We start from the raw sequence: 20,987 nt of genomic DNA on the forward strand, positions 1-20,987 counted from the left end.
GGCGGCGCCTCAGCGGGGGCAGCGCTGCGCTGCTTGGGAGGCTACACGCTGCCCCCGCTGCCACGAGGCGTGTCGCACTTCGGCTTGAAACCGCACGGCGTGCTCCGCAACGGAAGGGCTGGTATCGCAGCGGTATCGCAGGATGTCGATGTTCTTGTCACGTTCTGGTTGGTATCGCTCCACAAAAGCGTGGATAATCAACGATCAGAACAGCTTTTCAGGCAATGGCATTGCGAAGGTCAGGGGTTCGATCCCCCTCGGCTCCACCATTCCCTCCGTCTTTTCGACCATTCTTCCGGACCGACCGACCGGCGTGCGAGCGCGGGTAGGGCGGTTTTTTGCGTTGGCGGGAGCGGTGCGGTCCCGCGTAGGGAGCGCAGCTGGCCCGGCTGGTGCGGGTTCGGGGGACGAGTGGTGGCAGGACGCGCGCGGTTTTTCAGGCGCTGCGTGCGCGCCGGGGCCGGGCGTGGCCGCAAAATACCAGGCCGAGTGCAGCGGCAGCCGTCCGTTTAGGCGTGACGGAGCACGGTCGGTGTCGGGCGGGACGCTTTTCGCGCGATCGCGTGCGCAAGGCCGATCCGTGGCGCGATTGCGCGTGGTCGCGGATGCGCCCGGCGTCGGTTTCGCGGCGCGGGAGTGAGCGGCCGGCCCGACGCAGGCCGTACCCACAACGAAAAAGGGCGGCCCCGCAGGACCGCCCCTTGTCTTGGCCGAAGCCGCCGGATCAGCGCGAGTAGAACTCGACGACCAGGTTCGGCTCCATCTTCACCGGATAGGGCACTTCGTCCAGCGTCGGCACGCGGACCAGCGTCACCTTGGTGTTGCCGTCCTGCGCGACGTAGTCGGGCACTTCGCGCTCGGCGAGGTTCTGCGCCTCCATGACCAGCGCCATTTCCTGCGCCTTCGAGCCCAGCGAGATCTCGTCGCCGACGTTGCAACGACGCGAGGCGATGTTGCACTTCACGCCGTTCACGCGGATGTGGCCGTGGCTGACCAGCTGGCGCGCGGCCCAGATCGTCGGCGCATACTTCGCGCGGTAGACGATCGCGTCCAGACGACGCTCGAGCAGGCCGATCAGGTTCTGCGAGGTATCGCCCTTCATGCGCGACGCCTCGTCATAGGCGTGACGGAACTGCTTCTCGGTCACATCGCCGTAATAGCCCTTGAGCTTCTGCTTGGCGCGCAGCTGGATGCCGAAGTCCGACACCTTGCCCTTGCGGCGCTGGCCGTGCTGGCCGGGGCCGTACTCGCGCTTGTTGACCGGGCTCTTCGGACGGCCCCAGATGTTCTCGCCGAGACGACGGTCGAGCTTGTACTTGGCGCTATGGCGCTTCGACATCTAATTAACCTTTGCAACTTGCGAACGACGTTTGCCGCCTTCCCGAGCCGAAACATTCGGGGGAGGGCGGGGTTGGTCCCGGTCTCGCGCCGCACCTCGATCGAGGGGCAGGCCCGCCGCTTCACCGGGATGCGGGGGCGATTGCGAAGCGGCGCGCCTAGCCGGGCGGTCGCCCCAAGTCAAGCCGGACAGGACAGGCTGGACAGGCGGGGCGGCGGGGGCCAAGCAGCGCGGCATGAGCGAGATCCTGCCCGGCGAACGATGCACCACCATGACCGAGGTCCGCGCGGGCGTCGATGCGCTGGACCGCGAGCTGGTCGCGCTGCTGCGCCAACGGTTCGATTATATGGAGGCTGCCGCGCGCATCAAGCCGGCGAGGAGCGCAGTGCGGGACGAGCCGCGCAAGGCCCAGGTGATCGCGCAGGCACGCGCCGAGGCCGAGCGGCTGGGGCTGCCGGCGGAGGCGGTCGCGGCGATGTGGGAAACGCTGGTCGAGGCGTCGATCGCGTATGAGATGACGGCGTTCGACGCGCGGTAGGTAAGGGCGGGAGGAGAGTTGTTGTTCGGGCCTGATATCCAGGTCCGCTCGCCATGGGGCCGGCGACCCCGGATGGCTCTCGCCGTCATTCCCGCGCAGGCGGGAATCCAGACACGCTTCGCTTTCGCGTAGAGCCGAAACGTCAGGGGTTCTGGATCCCCGCCGGCGCGGGGATGACGAAACGGGCAGAGCGACGGGATCGCAGACCCGCGCCCTCACACCTTGGCGGCGTAGATCATCCGGCCCGGCCCGAGGCGGTTGAACACCTCGGTCAGCTCGCTCTCGCCGACCGCGAAACAGCCCTGGCTACGGCCGAGCATCCCGCGTTCGCGGATCATGTCGGGGTTGGCGTACCAAGCGGCATGGACGACGATCGCGCGGTCCAGCGCATTGTTGTTGGTCGGGTCGAGCCCGATCAGCCGCTGCGACCGGCCATGCTTGCCGACGTAATAGTCCGCGGTCGCGAACGCGCCCTCGCACGAGGCGTTGGAGCCGTTCTGGTTCGAGAAGCGCTGCAGATAGCCGGTGTGCGCGGGGTCAGAGCCGCTGCCGTGCGCGACCAGCTTCGACACGGTACGCCCGTCCTCCAGGTTGATGAGGTGGAAGCGCGGCAGGCTCGAGCCGGTCGAGAAGTCGGCGACCGCGATCCGGTCCCGCTTGGCGATGCGGCTGCCATGGCGCTCCAGGGCGGCGAGCGCGCGCTTGAGCAGTTGCGGGTTCACGCCGGGGGCGTGGATCGCGGGCTGCCGGGTTGCGGTCGCCAGTTCCGGCTGGGTCACGGCCTGGCGCGACGGATGATAGAAATCCTGCGGGATCAGCGATTCCGGCGCGCCGCGCGCCGACGGTTCGCGCATCCCGGCCGACACCGCACCCGGGATCATCAAGGCACCGGCGAACAATCCGCCGGTCTTCAGCAAAGCACGGCGCGACGCCACCGTATCCTGCGCATTCATCATGAGTAACGCCAATCCCCACTCCAATGCGGTCGATGTAGCATGGAACATGTTAATTATCGTCAACGTTAACCGCTGTTTGCGCGTGATCCGCGCGCATTTGCCGCAGATGTCGAACGCTTCGTCGCCCGGCACCGAAACGGTCGCCGCGCGTTGGCTGATCGATGTGACCCGGACGGGCCGGGTAGAGCAACGAAAGCCGGAAAGCCACCGCCATGCGCCGAATCGCCACCATCCTGCTTCCCGCCCTGTTGTCGATCGGCGTCGCCGCCCCGGCTCGTGCGGGCGGAATGGACGCGCTGGCGATCACCGAGGCGGCGGCGACGCTGCCGCCCAACCAGTTCGTCTGGACGCCCGCCGCGGACGGGCCGGGGCGGGTGAGCGTGCTGATCTCGATCCCCGACCAGCGTGCCTATGTATTCCGCGGCGAGCGATTGGTCGCGGCCTCGTCGGTGTCGACCGGGTCGGACGATAAGCCGACGCCGACCGGCACCTTCACGATCCTGCAGAAGAAGGAGCAGCATCGCTCCAACCTGTATGACGACGCATCGATGCCGTTCATGCAGCGGCTGACGTGGGACGGAGTGGCGATGCACGCAGGGCGCAATCCCGGCTTCCCGGCCTCGCACGGGTGCATCCGCCTGCCGACCGCCTTCGCCAAGAAACTGTTCGCGGCGACGCAACTGGGCGCGACCGTCGAGGTGACCGACGAGGCATATGTCGCGGGCGCGTTCCTGCCCAGCGGCGACGCCGAGGATACCGCGCGGGCGAACGACTATGCGGCGCGGTGACGTTTCTTCCCTCGCCCCTCGCAGAGGGGAGAGGGTTGCGCAGACTTAGCGTTTGCGCAGCAAATACTTAGTCGGAGCTGGGTGAGGGGTGGCGCTCGCTTGCGAGCGCGCGAGCCTTCGGCTCGCTCGACCCCTCACCCAAGCTGCGCTAGCCAGCAAGCTGGCACGCTCCGCTATCCCTCTCCCCTGTCCAGGGCGAGGGGTAGATAGGCTAGCGCCCCAGCCACGCCCATAACGGATTGGCGGGGTCGGCGAGCAGCTTGACGGTGAGCGCGACCGACATGACGACCAGCAGCGGGCGCACCCCCTTGCCGCCGAACCGCAGCGCGATCCACGCCCCGCACTGATTGCCCGCGACATTGGCCGCCGCCATCGCGCCGCCGAGCAGCCACAGTACCTTGCCGCCCGCGATCATCGCGGCGAGCGCGGCGACGTTCGTGGCGAGGTTGAGGAACTTGGTATTGGCGATCGCGCGCACCAGCCCCAGCCCGCCGAGCGCGACGAGCGCGGTGGTCAGGAACGACCCGGTGCCGGGGCCGAAGAAGCCGTCGTAGAACCCGAGCGCGGTCGTCGCGGCGGTAAGCCCGAGGCGGCCGGTGCGGGCGTGGCGGTCGATCTCGCTCATCGGCGGGGCGAGCAGGAAATACAGCGCCATCGCGATCAGCAGCACGGGGACGAACGCGGCGAGGAAGCGCGGGTCGACGTGCTGGACGGTGACCGCGCCGCCGACCGAGCCGAGGAACGCGCCCATCGCGGGAAGCGCGAAGCGGCGCAGGTCGACGTGGCCCGCCCGCCAGAAGGTGAGAAAGGCGGAGCCGGTGCCGACCGCGCTTTGCAGCTTGTTGGTGGCGAGCGCGGCGACCGGCGGCACGCCCGCGGCGAGGAGGGCCGGGATCGTCAGCAGCCCGCCGCCACCCGCCAGCGCGTCGATCGTGCCGGCGAGGAAGGCGACGAGGACGAGGAAGGCGAAGATGTCGGGCGCGAGGTGCATGGCGCTGCGCCTATGTGGGTTTCGCGGGCGTGGCCAGCGTTCTACCGTCCACGTCATGAAGAACATCGTCATCCTGACCGGCGCGGGCATCTCCGCCGAGAGCGGCATCGCCACCTTTCGCGGACCGGGCGGATTGTGGGAGGGGCACCGCGTCGAGGATGTGTGCACGCCCGGGGCGCTGGCGCGCGATCCGGCGCTGGTGCATCGCTTCTACGACCTGCGGCGCGCGGCGCTGGAGACGGTGGCGCCCAATGCGGCGCATGCGGCGCTGGCGCGGCTCGATCGGGAATGGGCGGGCGGGTTGCTGATCGTCACGCAGAATGTCGACGACCTGCATGAGCGCGCGGGCGCGCGGCGGATGTTGCACATGCATGGGGCGTTGCGCTCGGCGTTGTGCGCGGCGTGCGGGGAGCGGCGGGAGTGGCGCGACGCCTTGCCGCCGGGCAGCGCGTGCGCGGGGTGCGGGGCGAGGGCGCTCAGGCCCGACATCGTGTTCTTCGGCGAGATCCCCTATCAGATGGAGCGGATCGAGGCGGCGCTGGCGGAGGCGGATCTGTTCGTGTCGATCGGAACCTCGGGCGCGGTGTATCCGGCGGCGGGGTTCGTGCGGATGGCGCAGGCGTATGGGGCGGCGACGCTGGAGCTGAACCTGGAGCGGTCCGAAGGCAGCGCGTGGTTCGACGCGACGCGGCTGGGGGCGGCGGGGGTGCTGGTGCCGGCGTGGGTCGACGAGGTGTTGGGGTAGCGGAGGCGTAGCGCCGAGCGTCTCACCCTCCCCGTTCGTCCCGAGCCTGTCGAAGGACGTGTTCCGAACGCGACACCGGATGGCGTTCCGGGCACGTGCTTCGACAAGCTCAGCACGAACGGGGGATGGGGGAAGGCGAGGGGGAAGGGGTGTCCGCTACTTCGCCGCGCCGCGGCCACGCCGTTCGCCGCGGCGCTCCTTGCGGACCGACTTGGCGTGGGCGCGGGCGCGTGCCTTCTTTTCCTCGCGGGTCGGGGGCAGCTTGATGTCGAGCGGCATCATGTCGCCGGCCATCTGCTCGAAGCCGAGGCTGGCGAGGCTTTCGGCGAAGTGGGTCGGCAGCTCGGCGGTGACGTCGATCTCGCCGCCGTCGGGGTGGTCGACGCGGATGCGACGCGCGTGGAGGTGCATCTTGCGGCTGATCCCGCCGGTCAGGAACGCCGCCGGGCCGCCGTACTTGCCGTCGCCGACGATCGGGTGGCCGATCGCCGCCATGTGGACGCGCAGCTGGTGCGTGCGCCCGGTGAAGGGTTGCAGCTCGACCCAGCAGGCGCGGTTGCCGGCGCGCTCGATCACGCGGTAGCGGGTGCGCGCGGGCTGGCCCTCCGCCTCGTCGACGTGCATCTTCTCGCCGCCGGTGCCGGGTTGCTTGGCGATCGGCAGCTCGATCATGCCGTCGTCGATCGAGGGGACGTCGACGACCAGCGCCCAGTAGATCTTGCGCGCGGTGCGGCTGGAGAAGCTCTTGGCGAACGACGCCGCCGCGCGGGCGTTGCGCGCGACCAGCAACGCGCCCGACGTGTCCTTGTCGAGCCGGTGGACCAGCTTCGGGCGACCCTCCGCCTCATATTGCAGCGCGTCGAGCAGGCCGTCGACATGCTGCGTCGTCTCGGTGCCGCCCTGCGTGGCGAGGCCGGGCGGCTTGTTGAGGACGAGCGCGGCCTTGTCCTTGTGGATCACCATCTCGCGCGCGAAGGCGGCTTCGTCGTCGCTGAGCGGCGGGCGTTCGCGCCGGGCCGGCGCGTCGACGCGCTCGGGCTCGGCAGGGGGGACGCGCAGCACCTGCCCGGTCTGGACGCGGTCGCCGGGGCCGACGCGCGCGCCGTCGACGCGCAGCTGCCCGGTGCGCGCCCATTTGGCGACCAGCGTGAAGCTGGTGTCGGGCAGGTGGCGCTTGAACCAGCGATCGACGCGGATGCCGTCGTCGTCGTCGCCGACCGTGAACTGGCGGACCCCGTCGCTCATGCCGGCATCCGGGCGAGCGCCAGACCGGCGAAGAGCGCGACGATCGCGCCGACGACCGAGAGCAGGACATAGCCGAGCGCACCGGCCAGCGCGCCGCGCTCGATCATGCCGACCGTGTCGAGCGCGAAGGACGAGAAGGTGGTGTAGCCGCCGAGCACGCCGACGCCGAGCAGCAGCCGCCACGTCTCGCCCGCGCCGCCCGCCATGCGCGCGATCGCACCGACCAGCACGCCCATCAGGAGCCCGCCGAGCAGGTTGACGGTCAGCGTGCCCCACGGCCAGGCGGGGCCGAGCGCGGTCAGCATCGCGCGCCCGGTCAGATGGCGCGCCCCGGCGCCGACCGCGCCGCCCGCCATGACAAGAAACAGGGAGTTCATCGCCGCGCCCCTACCGCGTTTCGGCCGCCAAGGGAAATCAGCCGTGCGCGGTGCCCGAGAACAGGTTCATCACCAGCACGCCGGCGAGGATCAGTGCCATGCCGACGAGCGCGGCGCCGTCGAGCCGATGCCCGTGCCAGATCCATGCGACCGCGGTGACCAGCACGATCCCCACCCCCGACCAGATCGCATAGGCGATGCCGGTCGGCAGCGTGCGGAGTGCGAGCGACAGAAAGTAGAAGGCGATCGCGTAGCCGGCGACCGTCAGCAGCGCCGGCACGGGCCGCGTGAAGCCGTCCGACTGCTTGAGCAGCGACGTGGCGGCGACCTCGGCGAGGATCGCGACGGAGAGCAGCAGATAAGCCATGCGCGCTTGTCGACGAAGCGGGCGGCGGTGGCGAGTCCCGGCGTGTGTCCTGTTCTTGCAATACACCCGGGCAGGGGCCATGTTCGGAGAATGCTCACCGTCGATGCGGTGGACGTCGCCGTCGTCCAGCGCGAGCGCGGGCAAAGCCGTGAGCGAAGCGGCTGCCGCATCCCAGCGGCGGAGGCGTGCGCCTCCCGCGACATGGTAGCGCGCCACGACCAGCCGGCCCGAGGCGACCAGGGTCTCGGGCGCGGCTGCGGCGAGGGCGCGACCGTCGAACACCGTGGCGTTGAGGGAGCCGGCGGGCAGGTCGAGCAGTTGCACGGTGGTGCGCGACCGATCGCGGGTGACGCGGAATGGCGGCTCGAACCACGGATCGGCGGCCAGCGCGGCGACGAACGGGGCGAGCAGCGGCGCGATCCAGGCGGGCTCGGCCAGCAACGCCGCCGCGGCCTCGCCGACATGGTCGACGGCATATGGATCGCAGCCGGCGAAGGCGGCGCGGACGCGCGCCACCGCGTCGGAGTCCCGCCACGCCGCCGCGACCGCCGCGGCGCGACGCTCGGCGGCCTTCCATTCCGCCGCCGCGGGCAGCGTCACGGTTTCTTCGACTGCGAGGTCATGATGACGATCGCGGTGATATATTCGCAGGTGTGATCGGCGACTTCCTCCAGCACGCGGATCGTGCCGGTGTTGGCGACCGGGGTCGGCAGGTCGGCGATCTCGTCGATGTCGATGGGCATGTGCTTGGTCCTCCCGCCGCGATTATCGGCGGGGAGGTGCGCGCGCCGTTAGTTAAAAGCCTGCAACGTTGCGCCGCCCCGGCGGGCGTGTAGAGGGCAGGGCATGAGCTGGGATCCGACCGCAGTGATGCGCTACCTGCTGGAATCGCCCTCCCATGCCGGGCACGGCGGGCGATTGGGGCAGCGATATCATGCGCATGGCGACGACTGGATCGAGGTGGCGCAGCCGTGGAACGCGGAGCTGGTCGGCGACGAGGACACCGGCGTGATCGCGTCGGGGCCGATCATCGCGTTGATGGATGTCGCGACCAGCATGGCGGTGTGGCACCGCGTCCGCACCTTCGTGGCGCATGCGACGCTCGACCTGCGCATCGACTATCTGCGGCCGGCGCGGGCGAACCGCACGGTGATCGGGCGCGCCGAGTGCCTGCGCGTGTCGCGATCGATCGCCTTCACGCGCGGGATCGCACACGACGGCGACCCGGACGACCCTGTCGCGCATGTCGCGGCGACGTTCATGGCGACCGGCGGCAGCTATCCGCGGGTGCCGGCGTGAAGCTGCCCCCCTATGCGCAAACGTTGGGCGTTACCGTCGAGATGGTGGCGGACGTGCCCGAGATCGTGATGCCGTTCGGGCAGCATGTCGTCGGGCGGCCGGGGTTCCTGCAGGGCGGCGCGATCGCGGGGTTGCTGGAGGTGGCGGCGATCGCCGCGCTGCGCCATGCCCTGTCGGGCGAGGGCGCGCGGATCAAGCCGATCAACGCCACCGTCGATTTCATGCGCGGCGGGCGCGACCATGTGACGCGCGCGGCGGGCGAGATCACGCGGCTGGGCTCGCGGGTCGCCACCGTCACCGCGACCGCGTGGCAGGACGATCGCGCGCGCCCGATCGCGAGCGCGCGGATGAACTATCTGATCGAGCGCCCCTCCACCGAACGAAGCGTCACGTGACCCCGCCGCTCGACCCCGTCGTGCTGCTGCCGGCGTTCGCGCCGTGGCTGGACGTGGCGGGGCTGGCGGTGTTCGCCGCCTCGGGCGCGCTGGCCGCGGCACGGCGCGCGCAGACGCCGGTGACGCTCGCCTTCTTCGCGCTGATCACCGGGGTCGGCGGGGGGACGGTGCGCGACCTGCTGATCGGCGCGCCGGTGTTCTGGGTGCACGATTCGCGGGTGGCGGCGGTGTGCCTGTTGATGGCGGCGGTGATCTGGGTGACGCCGGAACGCTGGTGGCGGGGCGCGGCGCTCGACTGGTTTGATGCGGTCGGGCTGGCGGCCTATGCGGTCTATGGCGCGGCCAAGGCGCTGGGATACGGCGTGCCGCCGCTGCCCGCCGCGCTGATGGGGGTGGTCACCGGGTGCGTCGGCGGCATCATCCGCGACGTGCTGGCGGGCGAGCCGTCGATCCTGATGCGGCCGGAGCTGTACGTGACCGCCGCGGCGCTGGCGGCGGGGAGCTATGTGGGTTTGCGCGAATTGGGGATGGTGCCGTGGCATGCGGCGGTGATCGCGGCGGTCGCGGGGTTCGCGCTGAGGGCGGCGGCGATCCGGTTCAAGCTGGCGCTGCCGGCGTATGGGGAGGGATAGGGGCCGCAACGTCATTCCCGCGGAGGCGGGAATCCAGACGCGCAGGTCCATCGATAGAAGCGCGGACGTCAGAGGTTCTGGATTCCCGCCTGCGCGGGACTGACGGAGTAGCTCAGAACGCCGGTTCCTCGCCCGGTTTCTCGGCGACGTGGATGCCGCATTCCACCTTGTCCCAGCCGCGCCAGCGGCCCGCGCGCGGGTCTTCGCCGGGGCGGACTTTCGAGGTGCACGGCGCGCAGCCGATCGACAGATAGCCTTGCGCTTCCAGCGGGTGGCGCGGCAGGTCGTGCTCGGCGAAATAGGCGTCGAGCTGCTCCTTCGACCAGTCGGCGAGCGGGTTGATCTTGAGACGGCCCTCGTCCTCCTCGAAGCGCGGGAGCGCGAGGCGGGTCTTCGCCTGGAAGCCCTTGCGCCCCGAGATCCACGCCTGGAACGGCAGGAGCGCGCGGCGCAGCGGCTCGACCTTGCGCAGGTCGCAGCAGCCGTCGGGATCGTAGGACCAGCGCAGCCCCTTCTCGTCCTTCAGCCGCAGCAGCCGCGGATCGGGGCGGAACACGCGCAGGTCGGTCATCCCCAGCCGCTCGGACAACTCGTCGCGATAGGCCAGGGTCTCGCCGAACATCTTCTGCGTGTTGGTGAAGATCACCGGCACGTCGCGGTCGACCGCGGCGATCATGTGCAGCAGCACCGCCGATTCCGCCCCGAACGACGACACTGCGGCGATGCGGCCGTGGAGCTCGCCGGTCAGCAACTCGCGCAGCATGTCGGGCGCCGACACGCCCTCGAACCGCGCCTGCATCGCCGCGGCGTCGGCGGCCGTGAAGGCGGGGCGGACGTCGATGACGTCCAGGTTATGAGCAGGCTCACCCATGGCGCAATTTCCACACCGGCACCGCGCCGTCGGCGGCCTTCTGATAGACATGGTCGTAGCGCTCCAGCGAGCGGCGCAGGACGACCGGATCGACCGCGGCGCGCGGCGCGAAGGCGTCGAACCCGCAGCGGCGCATCAGCGGGATCTGATCGACCAGCACGTCGCCCTCGGCGCGCAACTCGCCGGTGTAACCCGCCTCGCGCAGGATGCGCGCGACCGAATAGCCGCGCCCGTCGCGGAAGGTGGGGAACGACACCTCGACCAGCGCGATTCGGTCCAGCAGCGGGATCAGCGCGCGGGCATCGTCGCCGGGCTCGACGCGGACGGCGGTGGCGTTCGACTGGTCGGCGAGAAAGGCGTCGAGCGTCACCGCCGGCTCCTCGTGCGCGGCTTCGTCGCGGAAGCGCAGGTGCGCGCGGTCGTCGATCACGTCGACCTCGAATGCGTCAGCCATAGATCGCCTCCTTGAACGGCTGCATCCCCACGCGGCGATAGGTGTCGACGAACCGCTCGCCGGTCTCGCGGATGCGGACATAGGTGTCGGTCACGCGCTCGATCGCGTCGACCACGCCGTCCTCGTCGAAGCCGGGGCCGGTGATCTTGCCGAGCGACACGTCCTCCGCCCCCGAGCCGCCGAGCAGCAGCTGGTAGTTCTCGGTGCCTTTCCGGTCGACGCCGAGGATGCCGATGTGGCCGGCGTGGTGATGGCCGCAGGCGTTGATGCAGCCGCTGATCTTCAGCTTCAACTCGCCCAGGTCGCGCTGGCGGCCGAGATCGGCGAAGCGCTGCCCGATCTTCTGCGCCAGCGGGATCGAGCGCGCGTTGGCGAGCGCGCAGTAATCGAGGCCGGGGCAGGCGATGATGTCGCTGATGAGGTCGAGGTTCGCCTCGGCCAGACCGGCATCGGTGAGCGCTTCCCACACCGCCTTCAGGTCGGCGATGCGGACGTGCGGCAGGACGATGTTCTGCGCATGGGTGACGCGCAGTTCGTCGAAGCTGTAGCGTTCGGCGAGGACGGCCATGACGTCGATCTGCTCGGCCGACGCATCGCCGGGGATACCGCCGACCGGTTTCAGCGAAATGGTGACGATCGCATGGCCGGGCTGCTTGTGCGGGCGGACGTTCTGGTCGAGCCAGACCGCGAAGTCCGGATCGCTGCGGTCGGCCACCGCCCCGTCGTCCGCCGCGAACGAAGGGGGCGCGAACATGGCGCTGATCCGCGCCAGTTCGGCAGCGGGCGGGTCGATGCCGAGCTGGCGGACGGCCGCGAATTCCTCCTCGACCTCGGCGCGGTATTTGTCCGCACCCAGTTCGTGGATCAGGATCTTGATCCGCGCCTTGTAGATATTGTCGCGCCGGCCGTAGCGATTGTAGACGCGCAGGCACGCCTCCAGATAGCTCATCAGCTGATCCGCGGGGATGAAATCCTTGATCTCCGGCGCGATCATCGGCGTGCGGCCCATGCCGCCGCCGACAAACACCTTCGCACCGAGCACGCCGTCACGCTCCAGCAATTGCAGCCCGATATCGTGGAGGCGCATCGCGGCGCGATCCTCGTCCGCGGCAATGACTGCGATCTTGAACTTGCGCGGCAGGTAGCTGAATTCGGGGTGGAAGGTGCTCCACTGGCGCAGCAATTCCGCGAACGGGCGCGGATCGGTCACTTCGTCGGCGGCGGCGCCGGCGAACTGGTCGGAGCTGATGTTGCGGATGCAATTGCCGCTGGTCTGGATGGCATGCATCTCGACCGTCGCCAGCTCGGCGAGGATGTCGGCGGCGTCCTCCAGCTTGATCCAATTGTACTGGATGTTCTGGCGCGTGGTGAAATGGCCGTAGCCGCGGTCGTACTTGCGCGCGACATGCGCCAGCATCCGCATCTGTCGGCTGTCCAGCGTGCCATAGGGTACCGCGACGCGCAGCATGTACGCATGGAGTTGCAGGTACAGGCCGTTCATCAGCCGCAGCGGCTTGAACTGATCCTCGGTCAGCTCGCCCGCCAGCCGGCGGCGGCACTGGTCGCGGAATTCGTCGACACGGGCGTCGACGATCGACTGGTCGTATTCGTCGTACTTGTACATCGGTTCATCCTCGGTCCCCGCCACGCGGGCGGGGAGGGGGTCAGATCACCCAGTCGCCGGCGTCGGCGTCGGCGGGCTTGAGCGTCAGGTCGGGGCGGACGGTGGGGCCGAGCGCACGGATACGGTCCTTGATATGCGCCGGGCGCGGGCCGTCGGGAGTCTCGCTCGCCTCGATCACGTACGGCACGTTGACGCGGCGTGCGGCTTCCTCCTCGCGCGCGATCGCCTCGGCGCGGTCGCCGGCGTCGGTGGCGTCGGCGATGTGGCGCGACCAGTCGCGGCCGGTCCACCAGATCACGTCGCCGGTCGCGAGGTCGTTGCCGGTCACCAGCTTCATGCCATCTGCTCCGCGACCTGCGCATAGCCGGCGAGGCGATCCTGCGCATCGGATAGTTCCACCACCTCGCCGACGACGATGATCGCCGGGCTGGCGACCCGCTCGCGCGCGACCATCGCGCCGAGATCGGCCAGCAGGGTCTTGAGCGCGCGGTGGCCGGGCAGCGTGCCCTTCTCCAGCACCGCGACCGGCATGTCGGGGGCGACGCCGTCCGCGATCAGCTTGTCGGCGATCGCCTCCGCCGTGGCGACGCCCATGTAGATCACGAGCGTGCGGCCCTGCCCGGCGAGCCCCGACCAGTCCTGATCGGTCAGCCCCTTGCACTGGCCGGCGACGAAGGTGACGGCCGAGCTGTGGTCGCGATGGGTGAGCGGAAGCATCGCCTCGGCCGCGCAGCCGAGCGCGGCGGAAACGCCGGGGATGACCTCGACCGCGAGGCCGGCGGCGCGCACCGCCTCCACCTCCTCGCCGCCGCGGCCGAAGATGAACGGATCGCCGCCCTTCAGCCGGACGACGACGCTGCCCGCCTTCACATGCGCGACGATCAGCGCGTTGATCGCGTCCTGCGGCAGCGTGTGGCGCGCGCGGCGCTTGGCGACCGAGATGCGGTGCGCGTCGGGCGGCGCGAGGTCGAGCACGCGCGGGTCGATGAGACCGTCGTGGACGACGACATCGGCGCCGCGCAGCGCCTCCACCGCACGGACGGTGAGCAGGCCGGGGTCGCCGGGGCCGGCACCGACGAGGATGACGCGGCCGCGCGCGTCGGGATCGAGAAGCGTCGCCATGATGCCCGCGGAGATGGGCGAATGTGCGCGGGCAAGCAATCGAGCGATGCTTGGGCGGACCGAAGGATTGGTTGTGTGGTATGGGGGTGGTGGGCCCTCTTTGCCGTCATACCCGCAAAGGCGGGGATCCAGACGCGCTGGCGTCGCAGGAGGTGCGACGACATGGGTTCTGGATTCCCGCCTGCGCGGGAATGACGGTTGGGGGCGGGAATGACGGTCGGGGTTGGCGGAATGACGGACGTCGCCGGCGTCAGTGTTTGCCCGCGTGGACCTTGTGCATGACCAGCGCGATCACGCCGCCGACCACCAGCCCGACCACGCCCGCGATCCCGGCGCTGACCAGCCAGCCGAGCGCGCCGCCGCCGGCGCCCTCGGCGAGGTGGTGGACGAACTCGGCGGGCGCGGGGACGCCGACATCGGCGGCGTTGTGGATCAGCAGGTCGCCGCCGACCCACAGCATCGCGGCGGTGCCGACCACCGTCAGCACGCGCATCAGCACCGGCACGCCCTTCACCAGCCCGCGGCCGATCGCCTGCGCGACCGACGACGGACGCTTCGCGAGGTAGAGGCCGAGGTCGTCCGCCTTCACGATCAGCGCGACGACGCCGTAGACGCCCGCGGTGATCGCGACCGCGACGAGCGCGAGCGTGATCGCCTGCGTCAGCAGCGGCTGGTCGGACACTTCGCGCAGCGCAATGACCATGATCTCGGCCGACAGGATGAAGTCGGTGCGGATCGCGCCCGACACCTTCTGCTTTTCGAGCGCGACCGGATCGGTGACCGCGGCATCCTCGTCGGCGGCATGGTCGCCGGAAAAGGCTTCGATGACCTTCTCGGCACCCTCGAACGAGAGGAACGCGCCGCCGAGCATCAGGAGCGGGGCGAGCGCCCACGGCGCGACGGCGCTGAGGATCAGCGCGGCGGGCAGCAGGAACAGCAGCTTGTTGCGGATCGAGCCGAGCGCGATCTTGCCGATGATCGGCAGCTCGCGCTTCGGGCTCAGGCCCACGACGTAGCGCGGGGTGACGGCGGTATCGTCGATGACCACGCCCGCCGCTTTCGTCCCCGCCTTGGTCGCGGCGGCGCCGACGTCGTCGAGCGAGGCGGCGGCGAGCCGGGTCAGTCCGGCGATGTCGTCGAGCAGCGCGACGAGTCCGCTTGCCATGGTGTCGGTCCTTTCGGGGTCAGGTCAGGCGTCGGCCAGGCCGATGCCGATCGTCGCACGCGCCGCCTCGGCCTCGTTCGAGACGACCGGATAGGCGCAGTAATCGGCGGCGTAATAGGCGCTGGGGCGGTGGTTGCCCGACCAGCCGATTCCGCCGAACGGCGCGGACGACGACGCGCCGTTGGTCGGGCGGTTCCAGTTGACGATGCCGGCGCGCGCACCCGCCCAGAAGCGGTCGAACAGCGCCGGCGTCTGGCTGATCAGCGAGGCGGACAGGCCATAGCGGGTGTTGTTGCATTCCATGATCGCGTCGTCGAAATCGTCGGTGCGGATCACCTGGAGCAGCGGGCCGAACAGCTCGATGTCGGGGCGATCGGCGACGTCGGTGACGTCGATGATGCCCGGCGTGACGAACGGGCGATCGTCGACCGGGCGCGCCATGTGGTGGATCGGGCGGCCGCCCTTCATCATCAGCGCCAGGAAGCTCTCGGTCAGGCCGTCCGCCGCCTCGTTGTCGATCACGGGGCCCATGAACGGCTGCGGATCGTCGTGCGGCGCGCCGACGATCAGTCGGCGGGTGAGCCGGTCGAGTTCGGCGAGCAGCGGCTCGGCGAGCGATTGCTGGACGATCAGGCGGCGCGCCGCGGTGCAGCGCTGGCCCGAGGTGGTGAAGGCGGACTGCGCCACCAGCACCGCGGCGGCGTGGAGATCGGGGGTGTTCCAGACGATGATCGGGTTGTTGCCGCCCATCTCCAGCGCGAGGATCTTCTCGGGTCTCTCGGCAAAGGCGCGGTTGAGCGCGATGCCGGTGCGCGCCGAACCGGTAAAGAGGAGGCCGTCGATATCGTCGTGCGCGGCGAGCGCCTTGCCCTCCGCGGGGCCGCCGATCACGAGCCGCAGCGTTTCCGCGGGCACGCCGGCGGTGTGGAAGCAGTCGACCAGGAAGGCGCCGGTGGCGGGCGTCTTTTCCGAGGGTTTGAAGACCACCGCATTGCCCGCGATCAGCGCGGGGACGATGTGGCCGTTGGGGAGGTGCGCGGGAAAGTTGTACGGCCCCAGCACCGCCATCACGCCGTGCGGCTTGTGACGAAGCGCCATACGGGTGTTCATCGGCGCGTCGAGGCGGCGCTGCGCGGTGCGGTCGGCATAGGCGGTGACCGAGATGTCGACCTTGGCGGCGACGGTGTCGACCTCGGTGCGCGCCTCCCACAGCGGCTTGCCGGTCTCGCGCGCGATCAGGTCGGCGAATTGTTCGGCGCGCTGGCGCACGACATTGGCGAAGCGGCGCATCGTTTCGATGCGGAACGACAGGGACCTGGCCGCCCACGGGACGAAGCCGCCGCGCGCCGCGTCGACCTCCGCATCGACGTCGCTGGTGGCGGCGCGCCACAGTTCCGCGCCGGTGGCGGGCTCGTAGGAGATCAACTCTGCCATGGCGGGGGTCTTAGCCGTAACAATCGCGGTGGCGGAAGGGGGAACGTCAGGCGAGCGCGTCGCCCATCGCGCGGATGTTGGCGATCTTTGCGCCGAACGCCCCCCAATCGTCGGCGGCGGCGATGGGGGACCAGATCGCCTCGACCTCGTCGATCAGCATCGAACAGGGTTCGCCCTGCCAATACGCATGGTCGCGGGCGCGGCGCATCGCATAGGGCTCCAGCAGCGCGCGGACCTCGTCCCACGCGGTGTCGTAGGTTTGCGGTAACGGCTGCGCAAAGGCATCGAAGAAGAAGCGATCGACGGGAACCTGCGTCGACCGCAGCGCGCGTTCGACCGCCTGGACGAGCGCGCGGTCCTCCTCGCCCCCGCGCGGCGTCCGGCCGAGCCGCCACAGCACCGCCTCGGCGATCGCGGGCTGGTAGGCGGGTGCGAAGCCGTCGAGCGCGGCGATCAGCGGGTCGGACTCGGCGATCAGCCGGAGCGACGATGCCAGTTGCATCACGTCCCACAGGATCGCCTCCGGCTGGCGACCGAAGGCGTAGAGGCCGGCGTGGTCGAAATAGGCGGCGACGAACGCCGGATCCCACACGGGCGCGAACCGCCACGGACCGTAGTCGAAGCTTTCGCCGGTGACGTTGATGTTGTCGGAATTGAGGACGCCGTGGACGAAGCCCGCCGCCATGTAGCGCGCCGCCAGCGTTGCGGTGCGTGCTACCACCAGTTCGAGCAGGCGGATGGGGTCGTCGCTGTCCTCGCCGTAGAGTTCGCGCAGGACGTAGCCGGTGAGGCGGCGCATCGCGTCCTCGTCGCGGTGATAGGCCAGCCGCTGGAAGGTGCCGATGCGGATGTGCGAATGGCTGAGCCGCACCAGCACGCCGCCGCGCGTCGGCGAGGGTTCGTCGTTGCGCTCCAGTTCCTCGCCGGTCTCGATCAGCGAGAAACTGCGCGAGGTGGGGACGTTCAGCGCCTCAAGCATCTCGGTGGCCAGCACCTCGCGCACGCCGCCCTTCAGCGTCAGGCGGCCGTCGCCGAAGCGGCTCCACGGCGTCTGTCCGGAGCCCTTGGTGCCCAGGTCCATCAACCGGCTGCGGTCGTCACGAAGCTGCGCAAAGGTGAAGCCGCGCCCGTCGCCGATGTCGGGGTTGTACACGCGGAACTGATGCCCGTGATAGCGCAGCGCCAGCGGTTGTTCGAGCGAGCCGGGCAGAGGCGCGAAACGACCGAAATGCGCGATCCATTCGGCGTCGTCGAGCGTGTCGAGCCCGACCTGCCGCGCGGCGCGATCGTTGCGGAAACGCAGGATCGTCCTGGGGAAGTTCGCGGCCGGGACCGCATCGTAGAAGGGGTCGCCGAGCGCGGTCAGCGCGCGCTCGGGGCGATATGCTTGCGGGTCGACGGCCATGCCGCGATATGGGGGGCGGTGGGAGGAAGGCGCAAGCGGATGGCGGATTTTCGGGACATCTACTGGTGGTCGGCGGACGGCCTGCGGCTGCATGCGCGCGATTATGCGGGGGCAACGGACCAGCCGCCGGTGCTGTGCCTGCCCGGGCTGACGCGCAACGCGCGCGACTTCGCACGCGTTGCGCAGGCGATCGCGCCGGGGCGGCGCGTGATCGCGGTCGAGTTCCGCGGGCGCGGCGAAAGCGGCTATGCCAAGGACCCGATGACGTACGTGCCGCTCAGCTACGCGCAGGACGTGGTCGCGCTGCTCGACGACCAGAAGATCGACCGGTTCGTCAGCATCGGCACGTCGCTGGGCGGGATCGTGACGATGCTGCTCGCGGGGCTGGTGCCGGGGCGGATCGCGGGCGCGCTGCTGAACGACGTCGGCCCGGAGATCGAGGCGAGCGGGCTGGCACGGATCCGCGGCTATGTCGGCCGCCCGAGCACGTGGCCGACGTGGATGCACGCCGCGCGCGGCGTGCAGGAAGGCAATGCCGCCGCCTATCCCGACTGGGGGATCGAAGACTGGCTGGCGATGGCCAAAAGGCTGTACCGCCTGAACTCCGCCGGGCGGATCGTGCTGGATTACGACATGAAAATCGCCGAGCCGTTCCGCCTGCCCGGCGCCGAGGCAGGGCCGGACATGTGGCGCGCGCTCGCCGCGCTGGCGGGGGTGCCGGTGCTGGTGGTGAGGGGGGCGCTGAGCGATATCCTGTCGGCGCGCGTGGCGGAGCGGATGGTCGCGACGCTGCCCGATGCGGCGTTGGTGACGGTGCCGCGGATCGGACACGCGCCGATGCTGGACGAGGCCGTCGTGCAACCTGCGTTGACGGATTGGCTTGCGCGCACCGGGAACCGCCCCGCGGCGTGAGGCGCTGTCGCGGTTCCGACCACCGACCCGATCGAGGAACCGCATGACCGACGCGCCCGACGCCCATACCGCCGTGCTGCCGCTGAACGGGCGGCGCGTGGCGATCACCGGAGGAACGACCGGGATCGGCCGTGCGATCGCGCGCCTGCTGGCCGCCGACGGCGCCCGCGTCTTCATCGGCGGGACCGAGCCGGCGCACCTCGACGAGGCGCTGCACGACATCCGTGAGGTGGGGCAGGCCGACGGCGCGCTGTTCGATCTGTCCGCGCCGGACAATGTGGCGGCGTTCCTGGACGCAGCCGACGCGGCGCTGGGCGGGTATGACGTGGTGGTCGCCAATGCCGCGGAGGCCGCGTCGGGGCTGAGCGAGATGAGCGAGGCCGAGGTGCGCCACGCCATTTCGCTGAACTTCACGCAATATCTGCTGCTGGCGCATCGTGCCGCCGAGGCGATGGCGCCGGGCGGCGATATCGTGATGATCGGGTCGACCAGCGCCTATGTTCTGGGACCGCATTCGACGGTCTATGCCGCGATCAAGCACGGGTTGCAGGGCTTCTCGATCGCGCTGCGCCGCGAACTGGGGGGCAAGGACATCCGCGTCGCGCTGGTCGAGCCGGGCAAGACCGGGTCGGACATGCAGATGCCCGACGTCAGCCCGGCGGAGCAGCGCGAGCAGATCGAGGCGGGCACGATGCTGCGCGCCGAGGATATCGCGGTCGGCGTGCAATATCTGCTGACCCAGCCGCGCCGAACGGTCATCCAGCGTCTGACGATCAGCCCGCGGGTGCAGGAGGAGGAGTGATGGCGGCGTTCCCGCACGACGCACTGGTCTTCACCCCGCACGACGTCGATCTGGGCCGGTCGCCGCTGGCGGGGAAGATCGACGCCGAAACCTATGTGCTGGGCGCGTTCAATCCGGGCATGACGCGGCTGCCGAACGGCAATCTGCTGATGATGGTGCGGATCGCCGAGGCGCTTCGCCACCCGGTTCGCGACCAGCAGATCCATGCGATCCGCTGGCACGACGGACATTACGTGCTGGATGCCTGGCCGCTGTCGCTGGTCGACACGTCCGATCCGCGCAAGTTCATGATGCGCGGCGGCGGGTGGAAGGTGATGGCGCTCACCTCGCTGTCGTGGTTGCTGCCGGTCGAGCTGGATGCCGAGGGGCGTTCCGTGGTGGCGGTGCATTACGACCGCGCGATCGCGCCGCGCGCCTCCTATCAATGCTACGGCGTCGAGGATGCGCGGATCACGCGGGTCGACGGGCGCTATTACATGACGACCTGTTCGGTCAGCCCGGAGCGGCATTCGACGACGCTCTATACCAGCGACGATGCGCTCGAGTGGACGCTGGAGGGGATCGTCCTCGACCACCAGAACAAGGACATGCTGATTTTCGAGGGGAAGGTCGGGGACAAATTCTGGGCGCAGACGCGGCCGCTGGGCGACCTGTACTTCGCCTATCCGCCCGACGCGGAGTGGCGCGCGGGGCCGTCGATCAACCTGGCGACCTCCCCCGACGCGCTGCACTGGAAGCCGTACGACAAGCCCGGCATCCGCCCGCATGCGAAGACGATGGCGACCGCGCGGATGGGCGGCGGCGCGCCGCCGGTGCTGACGGAGGTGAACGGGCAGCGCGGCTGGCTGTCGCTGTGGCACGGGGTCGAGCCGTCGGGGGTGGTGGGGATCTATCGCACCTACTGGACGCTGCTCGACCGCGACGATCCGTCGAAGGCGCTGGCGACGAGCGATACGCCGCTGCTGGAGCCGGCGCCCGGCTTGCTGAAGCCGCTGGAGGAGCTGCTGTACGTCACCGACGTGGTGTTCACGACCGGGATCGCGGATGGCGGCGACCATTGGATCGTGGCGAGCGGCGAGGCGGACCTGGCGTGCCGGATCACGCACGTGCCGAAGGCGGCGATCGGGGCGGGCGGGGCGGGGTAGCGCCCTTCGTCATTGCGAGCGAGGCGCAGCAATGACGGCATTGGTGCCCAAGCGAAAGGCCCGGAACGCGGCAGCGTTCCGGGCCTTGCAGCGAGCGGCACCCCGGCGAACCGGGGCGCGCGCGATCAGTTGCTGTCCGAATCGTCGTTGTCGTCGACCGCGATCACGACGCCGGCGGCGACGACCGCAGCGGCGAGCACCAGGCCGACGATCGCGCCCGGCGCGGCCAGCTTGCTCTTGCCCGAGGTGGCGGTGCCGGCGCGCGCCGACTTGGCGACCGACAGCGACGACGCCGGGTTGGCGGCGGGAGCGGCGACCGCCGGGGCGGCGGCGAGCGTCAGGGCGGCGGCGGTGGCGAACATTGAGGCAATCTTCATGGCG

At 70.1% G+C, this 20,987-nt stretch carries 25 protein-coding genes; 9 read left to right on the forward strand and 16 right to left on the reverse strand.

What is annotated here, in order from left to right; all coding sequences use genetic code 11:
* Window positions 1-724 precede the first annotated feature (724 nt).
* Window positions 725-1,339 carry a 30S ribosomal protein S4 gene (gene rpsD, locus J2Y58_RS14520; protein WP_310104392.1) on the reverse strand — a complete coding sequence of 205 codons (615 nt, stop codon included), beginning with the start codon at window positions 1,337-1,339 and terminating at the stop codon, window positions 725-727.
* A 235-nt stretch (window positions 1,340-1,574) separates the two neighbouring features.
* Between rpsD and J2Y58_RS14525 the strand changes: the two genes are divergently transcribed.
* Complete coding sequence (locus J2Y58_RS14525; RefSeq protein ID WP_310104395.1) at window positions 1,575-1,877, forward strand: chorismate mutase; 303 nt, start codon at window positions 1,575-1,577, stop codon at window positions 1,875-1,877.
* A 215-nt stretch (window positions 1,878-2,092) separates the two neighbouring features.
* Here the strand turns inward: J2Y58_RS14525 and J2Y58_RS14530 are convergent, their stop codons facing one another.
* A complete protein-coding gene (locus J2Y58_RS14530) occupies window positions 2,093-2,833 on the reverse strand; it encodes a murein L,D-transpeptidase catalytic domain family protein (RefSeq protein ID WP_310104398.1) in 741 nt (246 codons plus the stop codon).
* Window positions 2,834-3,045: 212 nt separating this feature from the next.
* On the opposite strand from J2Y58_RS14530, the gene J2Y58_RS14535 reads away from it, so the two are divergent.
* Window positions 3,046-3,621 (forward strand): L,D-transpeptidase family protein, encoded by a 576-nt coding sequence (locus tag J2Y58_RS14535; protein ID WP_310104400.1) that lies wholly within the window; start codon window positions 3,046-3,048, stop codon window positions 3,619-3,621.
* A 211-nt stretch (window positions 3,622-3,832) separates the two neighbouring features.
* Here the strand turns inward: J2Y58_RS14535 and J2Y58_RS14540 are convergent, their stop codons facing one another.
* A complete protein-coding gene (locus J2Y58_RS14540) occupies window positions 3,833-4,612 on the reverse strand; it encodes a TSUP family transporter (RefSeq protein ID WP_310104403.1) in 780 nt (259 codons plus the stop codon).
* A 55-nt stretch (window positions 4,613-4,667) separates the two neighbouring features.
* Between J2Y58_RS14540 and J2Y58_RS14545 the strand changes: the two genes are divergently transcribed.
* Complete coding sequence (locus J2Y58_RS14545) at window positions 4,668-5,357, forward strand: NAD-dependent deacylase (RefSeq protein WP_310104406.1); 690 nt, start codon at window positions 4,668-4,670, stop codon at window positions 5,355-5,357.
* Window positions 5,358-5,513: 156 nt separating this feature from the next.
* On the opposite strand, the gene J2Y58_RS14550 is transcribed toward J2Y58_RS14545, so the two are convergent.
* The 4 genes from J2Y58_RS14550 to J2Y58_RS14565 all read right to left on the reverse strand — a co-directional run bounded on the left by J2Y58_RS14550 (window position 5,514) and on the right by J2Y58_RS14565 (window position 8,089).
* Window positions 5,514-6,602 carry an RluA family pseudouridine synthase gene (locus tag J2Y58_RS14550; protein WP_310104408.1) on the reverse strand — a complete coding sequence of 363 codons (1,089 nt, stop codon included), beginning with the start codon at window positions 6,600-6,602 and terminating at the stop codon, window positions 5,514-5,516.
* Window positions 6,599-6,979 (reverse strand): fluoride efflux transporter CrcB, encoded by a 381-nt coding sequence (crcB, locus tag J2Y58_RS14555; RefSeq protein ID WP_310104410.1) that lies wholly within the window; start codon window positions 6,977-6,979, stop codon window positions 6,599-6,601. Before crcB ends, J2Y58_RS14550 begins: the two co-directional genes overlap by 4 nt.
* 37 nt (window positions 6,980-7,016) lie before the next feature.
* Complete coding sequence (locus J2Y58_RS14560) at window positions 7,017-7,346, reverse strand: multidrug efflux SMR transporter (protein WP_310104730.1); 330 nt, start codon at window positions 7,344-7,346, stop codon at window positions 7,017-7,019.
* A gap of 596 nt (window positions 7,347-7,942) precedes the next feature.
* The gene (locus tag J2Y58_RS14565; protein ID WP_310104415.1) at window positions 7,943-8,089 is read right to left on the reverse strand and encodes a hypothetical protein; all 147 of its coding nucleotides are present in this window, start codon (window positions 8,087-8,089) and stop codon (window positions 7,943-7,945) included.
* 103 nt (window positions 8,090-8,192) lie between these two features.
* On the opposite strand from J2Y58_RS14565, the gene J2Y58_RS14570 reads away from it, so the two are divergent.
* From J2Y58_RS14570 to J2Y58_RS14580, 3 genes are read left to right on the forward strand one after another with little or no spacing between them, the layout of a single operon-like run.
* Entirely contained in the window at window positions 8,193-8,645 is a 453-nt protein-coding gene (locus tag J2Y58_RS14570) for a PaaI family thioesterase (protein ID WP_310104419.1), read from the forward strand.
* Entirely contained in the window at window positions 8,642-9,040 is a 399-nt protein-coding gene (locus tag J2Y58_RS14575; RefSeq protein ID WP_310104422.1) for a PaaI family thioesterase, read from the forward strand. The genes J2Y58_RS14570 and J2Y58_RS14575 overlap by 4 nt, the downstream gene beginning before the upstream one ends.
* Window positions 9,037-9,672, forward strand: a complete 636-nt coding sequence (locus J2Y58_RS14580; protein WP_310104424.1) for a trimeric intracellular cation channel family protein — start codon at window positions 9,037-9,039, stop codon at window positions 9,670-9,672. The genes J2Y58_RS14575 and J2Y58_RS14580 overlap by 4 nt, the downstream gene beginning before the upstream one ends.
* 112 nt (window positions 9,673-9,784) lie before the next feature.
* Here the strand turns inward: J2Y58_RS14580 and J2Y58_RS14585 are convergent, their stop codons facing one another.
* The 8 genes from J2Y58_RS14585 to J2Y58_RS14620 form a co-directional block, all read right to left on the reverse strand.
* A complete protein-coding gene (locus J2Y58_RS14585) occupies window positions 9,785-10,543 on the reverse strand; it encodes a phosphoadenylyl-sulfate reductase (protein WP_310104427.1) in 759 nt (252 codons plus the stop codon).
* Window positions 10,536-10,997, reverse strand: a complete 462-nt coding sequence (locus J2Y58_RS14590; protein ID WP_310104430.1) for a DUF934 domain-containing protein — start codon at window positions 10,995-10,997, stop codon at window positions 10,536-10,538. The genes J2Y58_RS14585 and J2Y58_RS14590 overlap by 8 nt, the downstream gene beginning before the upstream one ends.
* Window positions 10,990-12,621 carry a nitrite/sulfite reductase gene (locus J2Y58_RS14595; RefSeq protein ID WP_310104433.1) on the reverse strand — a complete coding sequence of 544 codons (1,632 nt, stop codon included), beginning with the start codon at window positions 12,619-12,621 and terminating at the stop codon, window positions 10,990-10,992. Before J2Y58_RS14595 ends, J2Y58_RS14590 begins: the two co-directional genes overlap by 8 nt.
* A gap of 40 nt (window positions 12,622-12,661) precedes the next feature.
* Complete coding sequence (locus tag J2Y58_RS14600) at window positions 12,662-12,958, reverse strand: DUF2849 domain-containing protein (protein WP_310104436.1); 297 nt, start codon at window positions 12,956-12,958, stop codon at window positions 12,662-12,664.
* On the reverse strand, window positions 12,955-13,743 hold the full coding sequence (gene cobA, locus J2Y58_RS14605) for a uroporphyrinogen-III C-methyltransferase (RefSeq protein ID WP_310104439.1): 789 nt from the start codon (window positions 13,741-13,743) through the stop codon (window positions 12,955-12,957). The genes J2Y58_RS14600 and cobA overlap by 4 nt, the downstream gene beginning before the upstream one ends.
* A gap of 250 nt (window positions 13,744-13,993) precedes the next feature.
* Window positions 13,994-14,908: a DUF808 domain-containing protein gene (locus J2Y58_RS14610; protein ID WP_310104443.1), complete on the reverse strand. Its 915-nt coding sequence runs from the start codon at window positions 14,906-14,908 to the stop codon at window positions 13,994-13,996.
* A 24-nt stretch (window positions 14,909-14,932) separates the two neighbouring features.
* Window positions 14,933-16,342, reverse strand: coding sequence for a succinylglutamate-semialdehyde dehydrogenase (gene astD / locus J2Y58_RS14615; protein WP_310104446.1), 1,410 nt, complete (start codon window positions 16,340-16,342; stop codon window positions 14,933-14,935).
* Window positions 16,343-16,388: 46 nt separating this feature from the next.
* Window positions 16,389-17,747 (reverse strand): protein adenylyltransferase SelO family protein, encoded by a 1,359-nt coding sequence (locus tag J2Y58_RS14620; protein WP_310104448.1) that lies wholly within the window; start codon window positions 17,745-17,747, stop codon window positions 16,389-16,391.
* 39 nt (window positions 17,748-17,786) lie between these two features.
* Here J2Y58_RS14620 and J2Y58_RS14625 point away from each other — a divergent pair, with 39 nt between their 5' ends.
* The 3 genes from J2Y58_RS14625 to J2Y58_RS14635 are packed head-to-tail and all read left to right on the forward strand — an operon-like array spanning window position 17,787 to window position 20,606.
* A complete protein-coding gene (locus J2Y58_RS14625) occupies window positions 17,787-18,659 on the forward strand; it encodes an alpha/beta hydrolase (RefSeq protein ID WP_310104451.1) in 873 nt (290 codons plus the stop codon).
* Between the two features lie 43 nt (window positions 18,660-18,702).
* A complete protein-coding gene (locus tag J2Y58_RS14630) occupies window positions 18,703-19,461 on the forward strand; it encodes an SDR family NAD(P)-dependent oxidoreductase (RefSeq protein WP_310104453.1) in 759 nt (252 codons plus the stop codon).
* Window positions 19,461-20,606: a glycosidase gene (locus tag J2Y58_RS14635; protein WP_310104456.1), complete on the forward strand. Its 1,146-nt coding sequence runs from the start codon at window positions 19,461-19,463 to the stop codon at window positions 20,604-20,606. Before J2Y58_RS14630 ends, J2Y58_RS14635 begins: the two co-directional genes overlap by 1 nt.
* 125 nt (window positions 20,607-20,731) lie before the next feature.
* On the opposite strand, the gene J2Y58_RS14640 is transcribed toward J2Y58_RS14635, so the two are convergent.
* Window positions 20,732-20,983 (reverse strand): hypothetical protein, encoded by a 252-nt coding sequence (locus tag J2Y58_RS14640; protein WP_310104458.1) that lies wholly within the window; start codon window positions 20,981-20,983, stop codon window positions 20,732-20,734.
* Window positions 20,984-20,987: the final 4 nt, after the last annotated feature.

The sequence above is a fragment of the Sphingomonas sp. BE138 genome, assembly GCF_031456125.1.
GTDB lineage: Bacteria > Pseudomonadota > Alphaproteobacteria > Sphingomonadales > Sphingomonadaceae > Sphingomonas.

What these genes read in the sequence shown, in the direction of transcription:
- rpsD (WP_310104392.1), bottom strand. Translation starts at nt 1,339, where the DNA reads ATGTCGAAGCGCCATAGCGCCAAGTACAAGCTCGACCGTCGTCTCGGC.
- J2Y58_RS14525 (WP_310104395.1), top strand. Translation starts at nt 1,575, where the DNA reads ATGAGCGAGATCCTGCCCGGCGAACGATGCACCACCATGACCGAGGTC.
- J2Y58_RS14530 (WP_310104398.1), bottom strand. Translation starts at nt 2,833, where the DNA reads ATGATGAATGCGCAGGATACGGTGGCGTCGCGCCGTGCTTTGCTGAAG.
- J2Y58_RS14535 (WP_310104400.1), top strand. Translation starts at nt 3,046, where the DNA reads ATGCGCCGAATCGCCACCATCCTGCTTCCCGCCCTGTTGTCGATCGGC.
- J2Y58_RS14540 (WP_310104403.1), bottom strand. Translation starts at nt 4,612, where the DNA reads ATGCACCTCGCGCCCGACATCTTCGCCTTCCTCGTCCTCGTCGCCTTC.
- J2Y58_RS14545 (WP_310104406.1), top strand. Translation starts at nt 4,668, where the DNA reads ATGAAGAACATCGTCATCCTGACCGGCGCGGGCATCTCCGCCGAGAGC.
- J2Y58_RS14550 (WP_310104408.1), bottom strand. Translation starts at nt 6,602, where the DNA reads ATGAGCGACGGGGTCCGCCAGTTCACGGTCGGCGACGACGACGACGGC.
- crcB (WP_310104410.1), bottom strand. Translation starts at nt 6,979, where the DNA reads ATGAACTCCCTGTTTCTTGTCATGGCGGGCGGCGCGGTCGGCGCCGGG.
- J2Y58_RS14560 (WP_310104730.1), bottom strand. Translation starts at nt 7,346, where the DNA reads ATGGCTTATCTGCTGCTCTCCGTCGCGATCCTCGCCGAGGTCGCCGCC.
- J2Y58_RS14565 (WP_310104415.1), bottom strand. Translation starts at nt 8,089, where the DNA reads ATGCCCATCGACATCGACGAGATCGCCGACCTGCCGACCCCGGTCGCC.
- J2Y58_RS14570 (WP_310104419.1), top strand. Translation starts at nt 8,193, where the DNA reads ATGAGCTGGGATCCGACCGCAGTGATGCGCTACCTGCTGGAATCGCCC.
- J2Y58_RS14585 (WP_310104427.1), bottom strand. Translation starts at nt 10,543, where the DNA reads ATGGGTGAGCCTGCTCATAACCTGGACGTCATCGACGTCCGCCCCGCC.
- J2Y58_RS14590 (WP_310104430.1), bottom strand. Translation starts at nt 10,997, where the DNA reads ATGGCTGACGCATTCGAGGTCGACGTGATCGACGACCGCGCGCACCTG.
- J2Y58_RS14595 (WP_310104433.1), bottom strand. Translation starts at nt 12,621, where the DNA reads ATGTACAAGTACGACGAATACGACCAGTCGATCGTCGACGCCCGTGTC.
- J2Y58_RS14600 (WP_310104436.1), bottom strand. Translation starts at nt 12,958, where the DNA reads ATGAAGCTGGTGACCGGCAACGACCTCGCGACCGGCGACGTGATCTGG.
- cobA (WP_310104439.1), bottom strand. Translation starts at nt 13,743, where the DNA reads ATGGCGACGCTTCTCGATCCCGACGCGCGCGGCCGCGTCATCCTCGTC.
- J2Y58_RS14610 (WP_310104443.1), bottom strand. Translation starts at nt 14,908, where the DNA reads ATGGCAAGCGGACTCGTCGCGCTGCTCGACGACATCGCCGGACTGACC.
- astD (WP_310104446.1), bottom strand. Translation starts at nt 16,342, where the DNA reads ATGGCAGAGTTGATCTCCTACGAGCCCGCCACCGGCGCGGAACTGTGG.
- J2Y58_RS14620 (WP_310104448.1), bottom strand. Translation starts at nt 17,747, where the DNA reads ATGGCCGTCGACCCGCAAGCATATCGCCCCGAGCGCGCGCTGACCGCG.
- J2Y58_RS14625 (WP_310104451.1), top strand. Translation starts at nt 17,787, where the DNA reads ATGGCGGATTTTCGGGACATCTACTGGTGGTCGGCGGACGGCCTGCGG.
- J2Y58_RS14630 (WP_310104453.1), top strand. Translation starts at nt 18,703, where the DNA reads ATGACCGACGCGCCCGACGCCCATACCGCCGTGCTGCCGCTGAACGGG.
- J2Y58_RS14635 (WP_310104456.1), top strand. Translation starts at nt 19,461, where the DNA reads ATGGCGGCGTTCCCGCACGACGCACTGGTCTTCACCCCGCACGACGTC.
- J2Y58_RS14640 (WP_310104458.1), bottom strand. Translation starts at nt 20,983, where the DNA reads ATGAAGATTGCCTCAATGTTCGCCACCGCCGCCGCCCTGACGCTCGCC.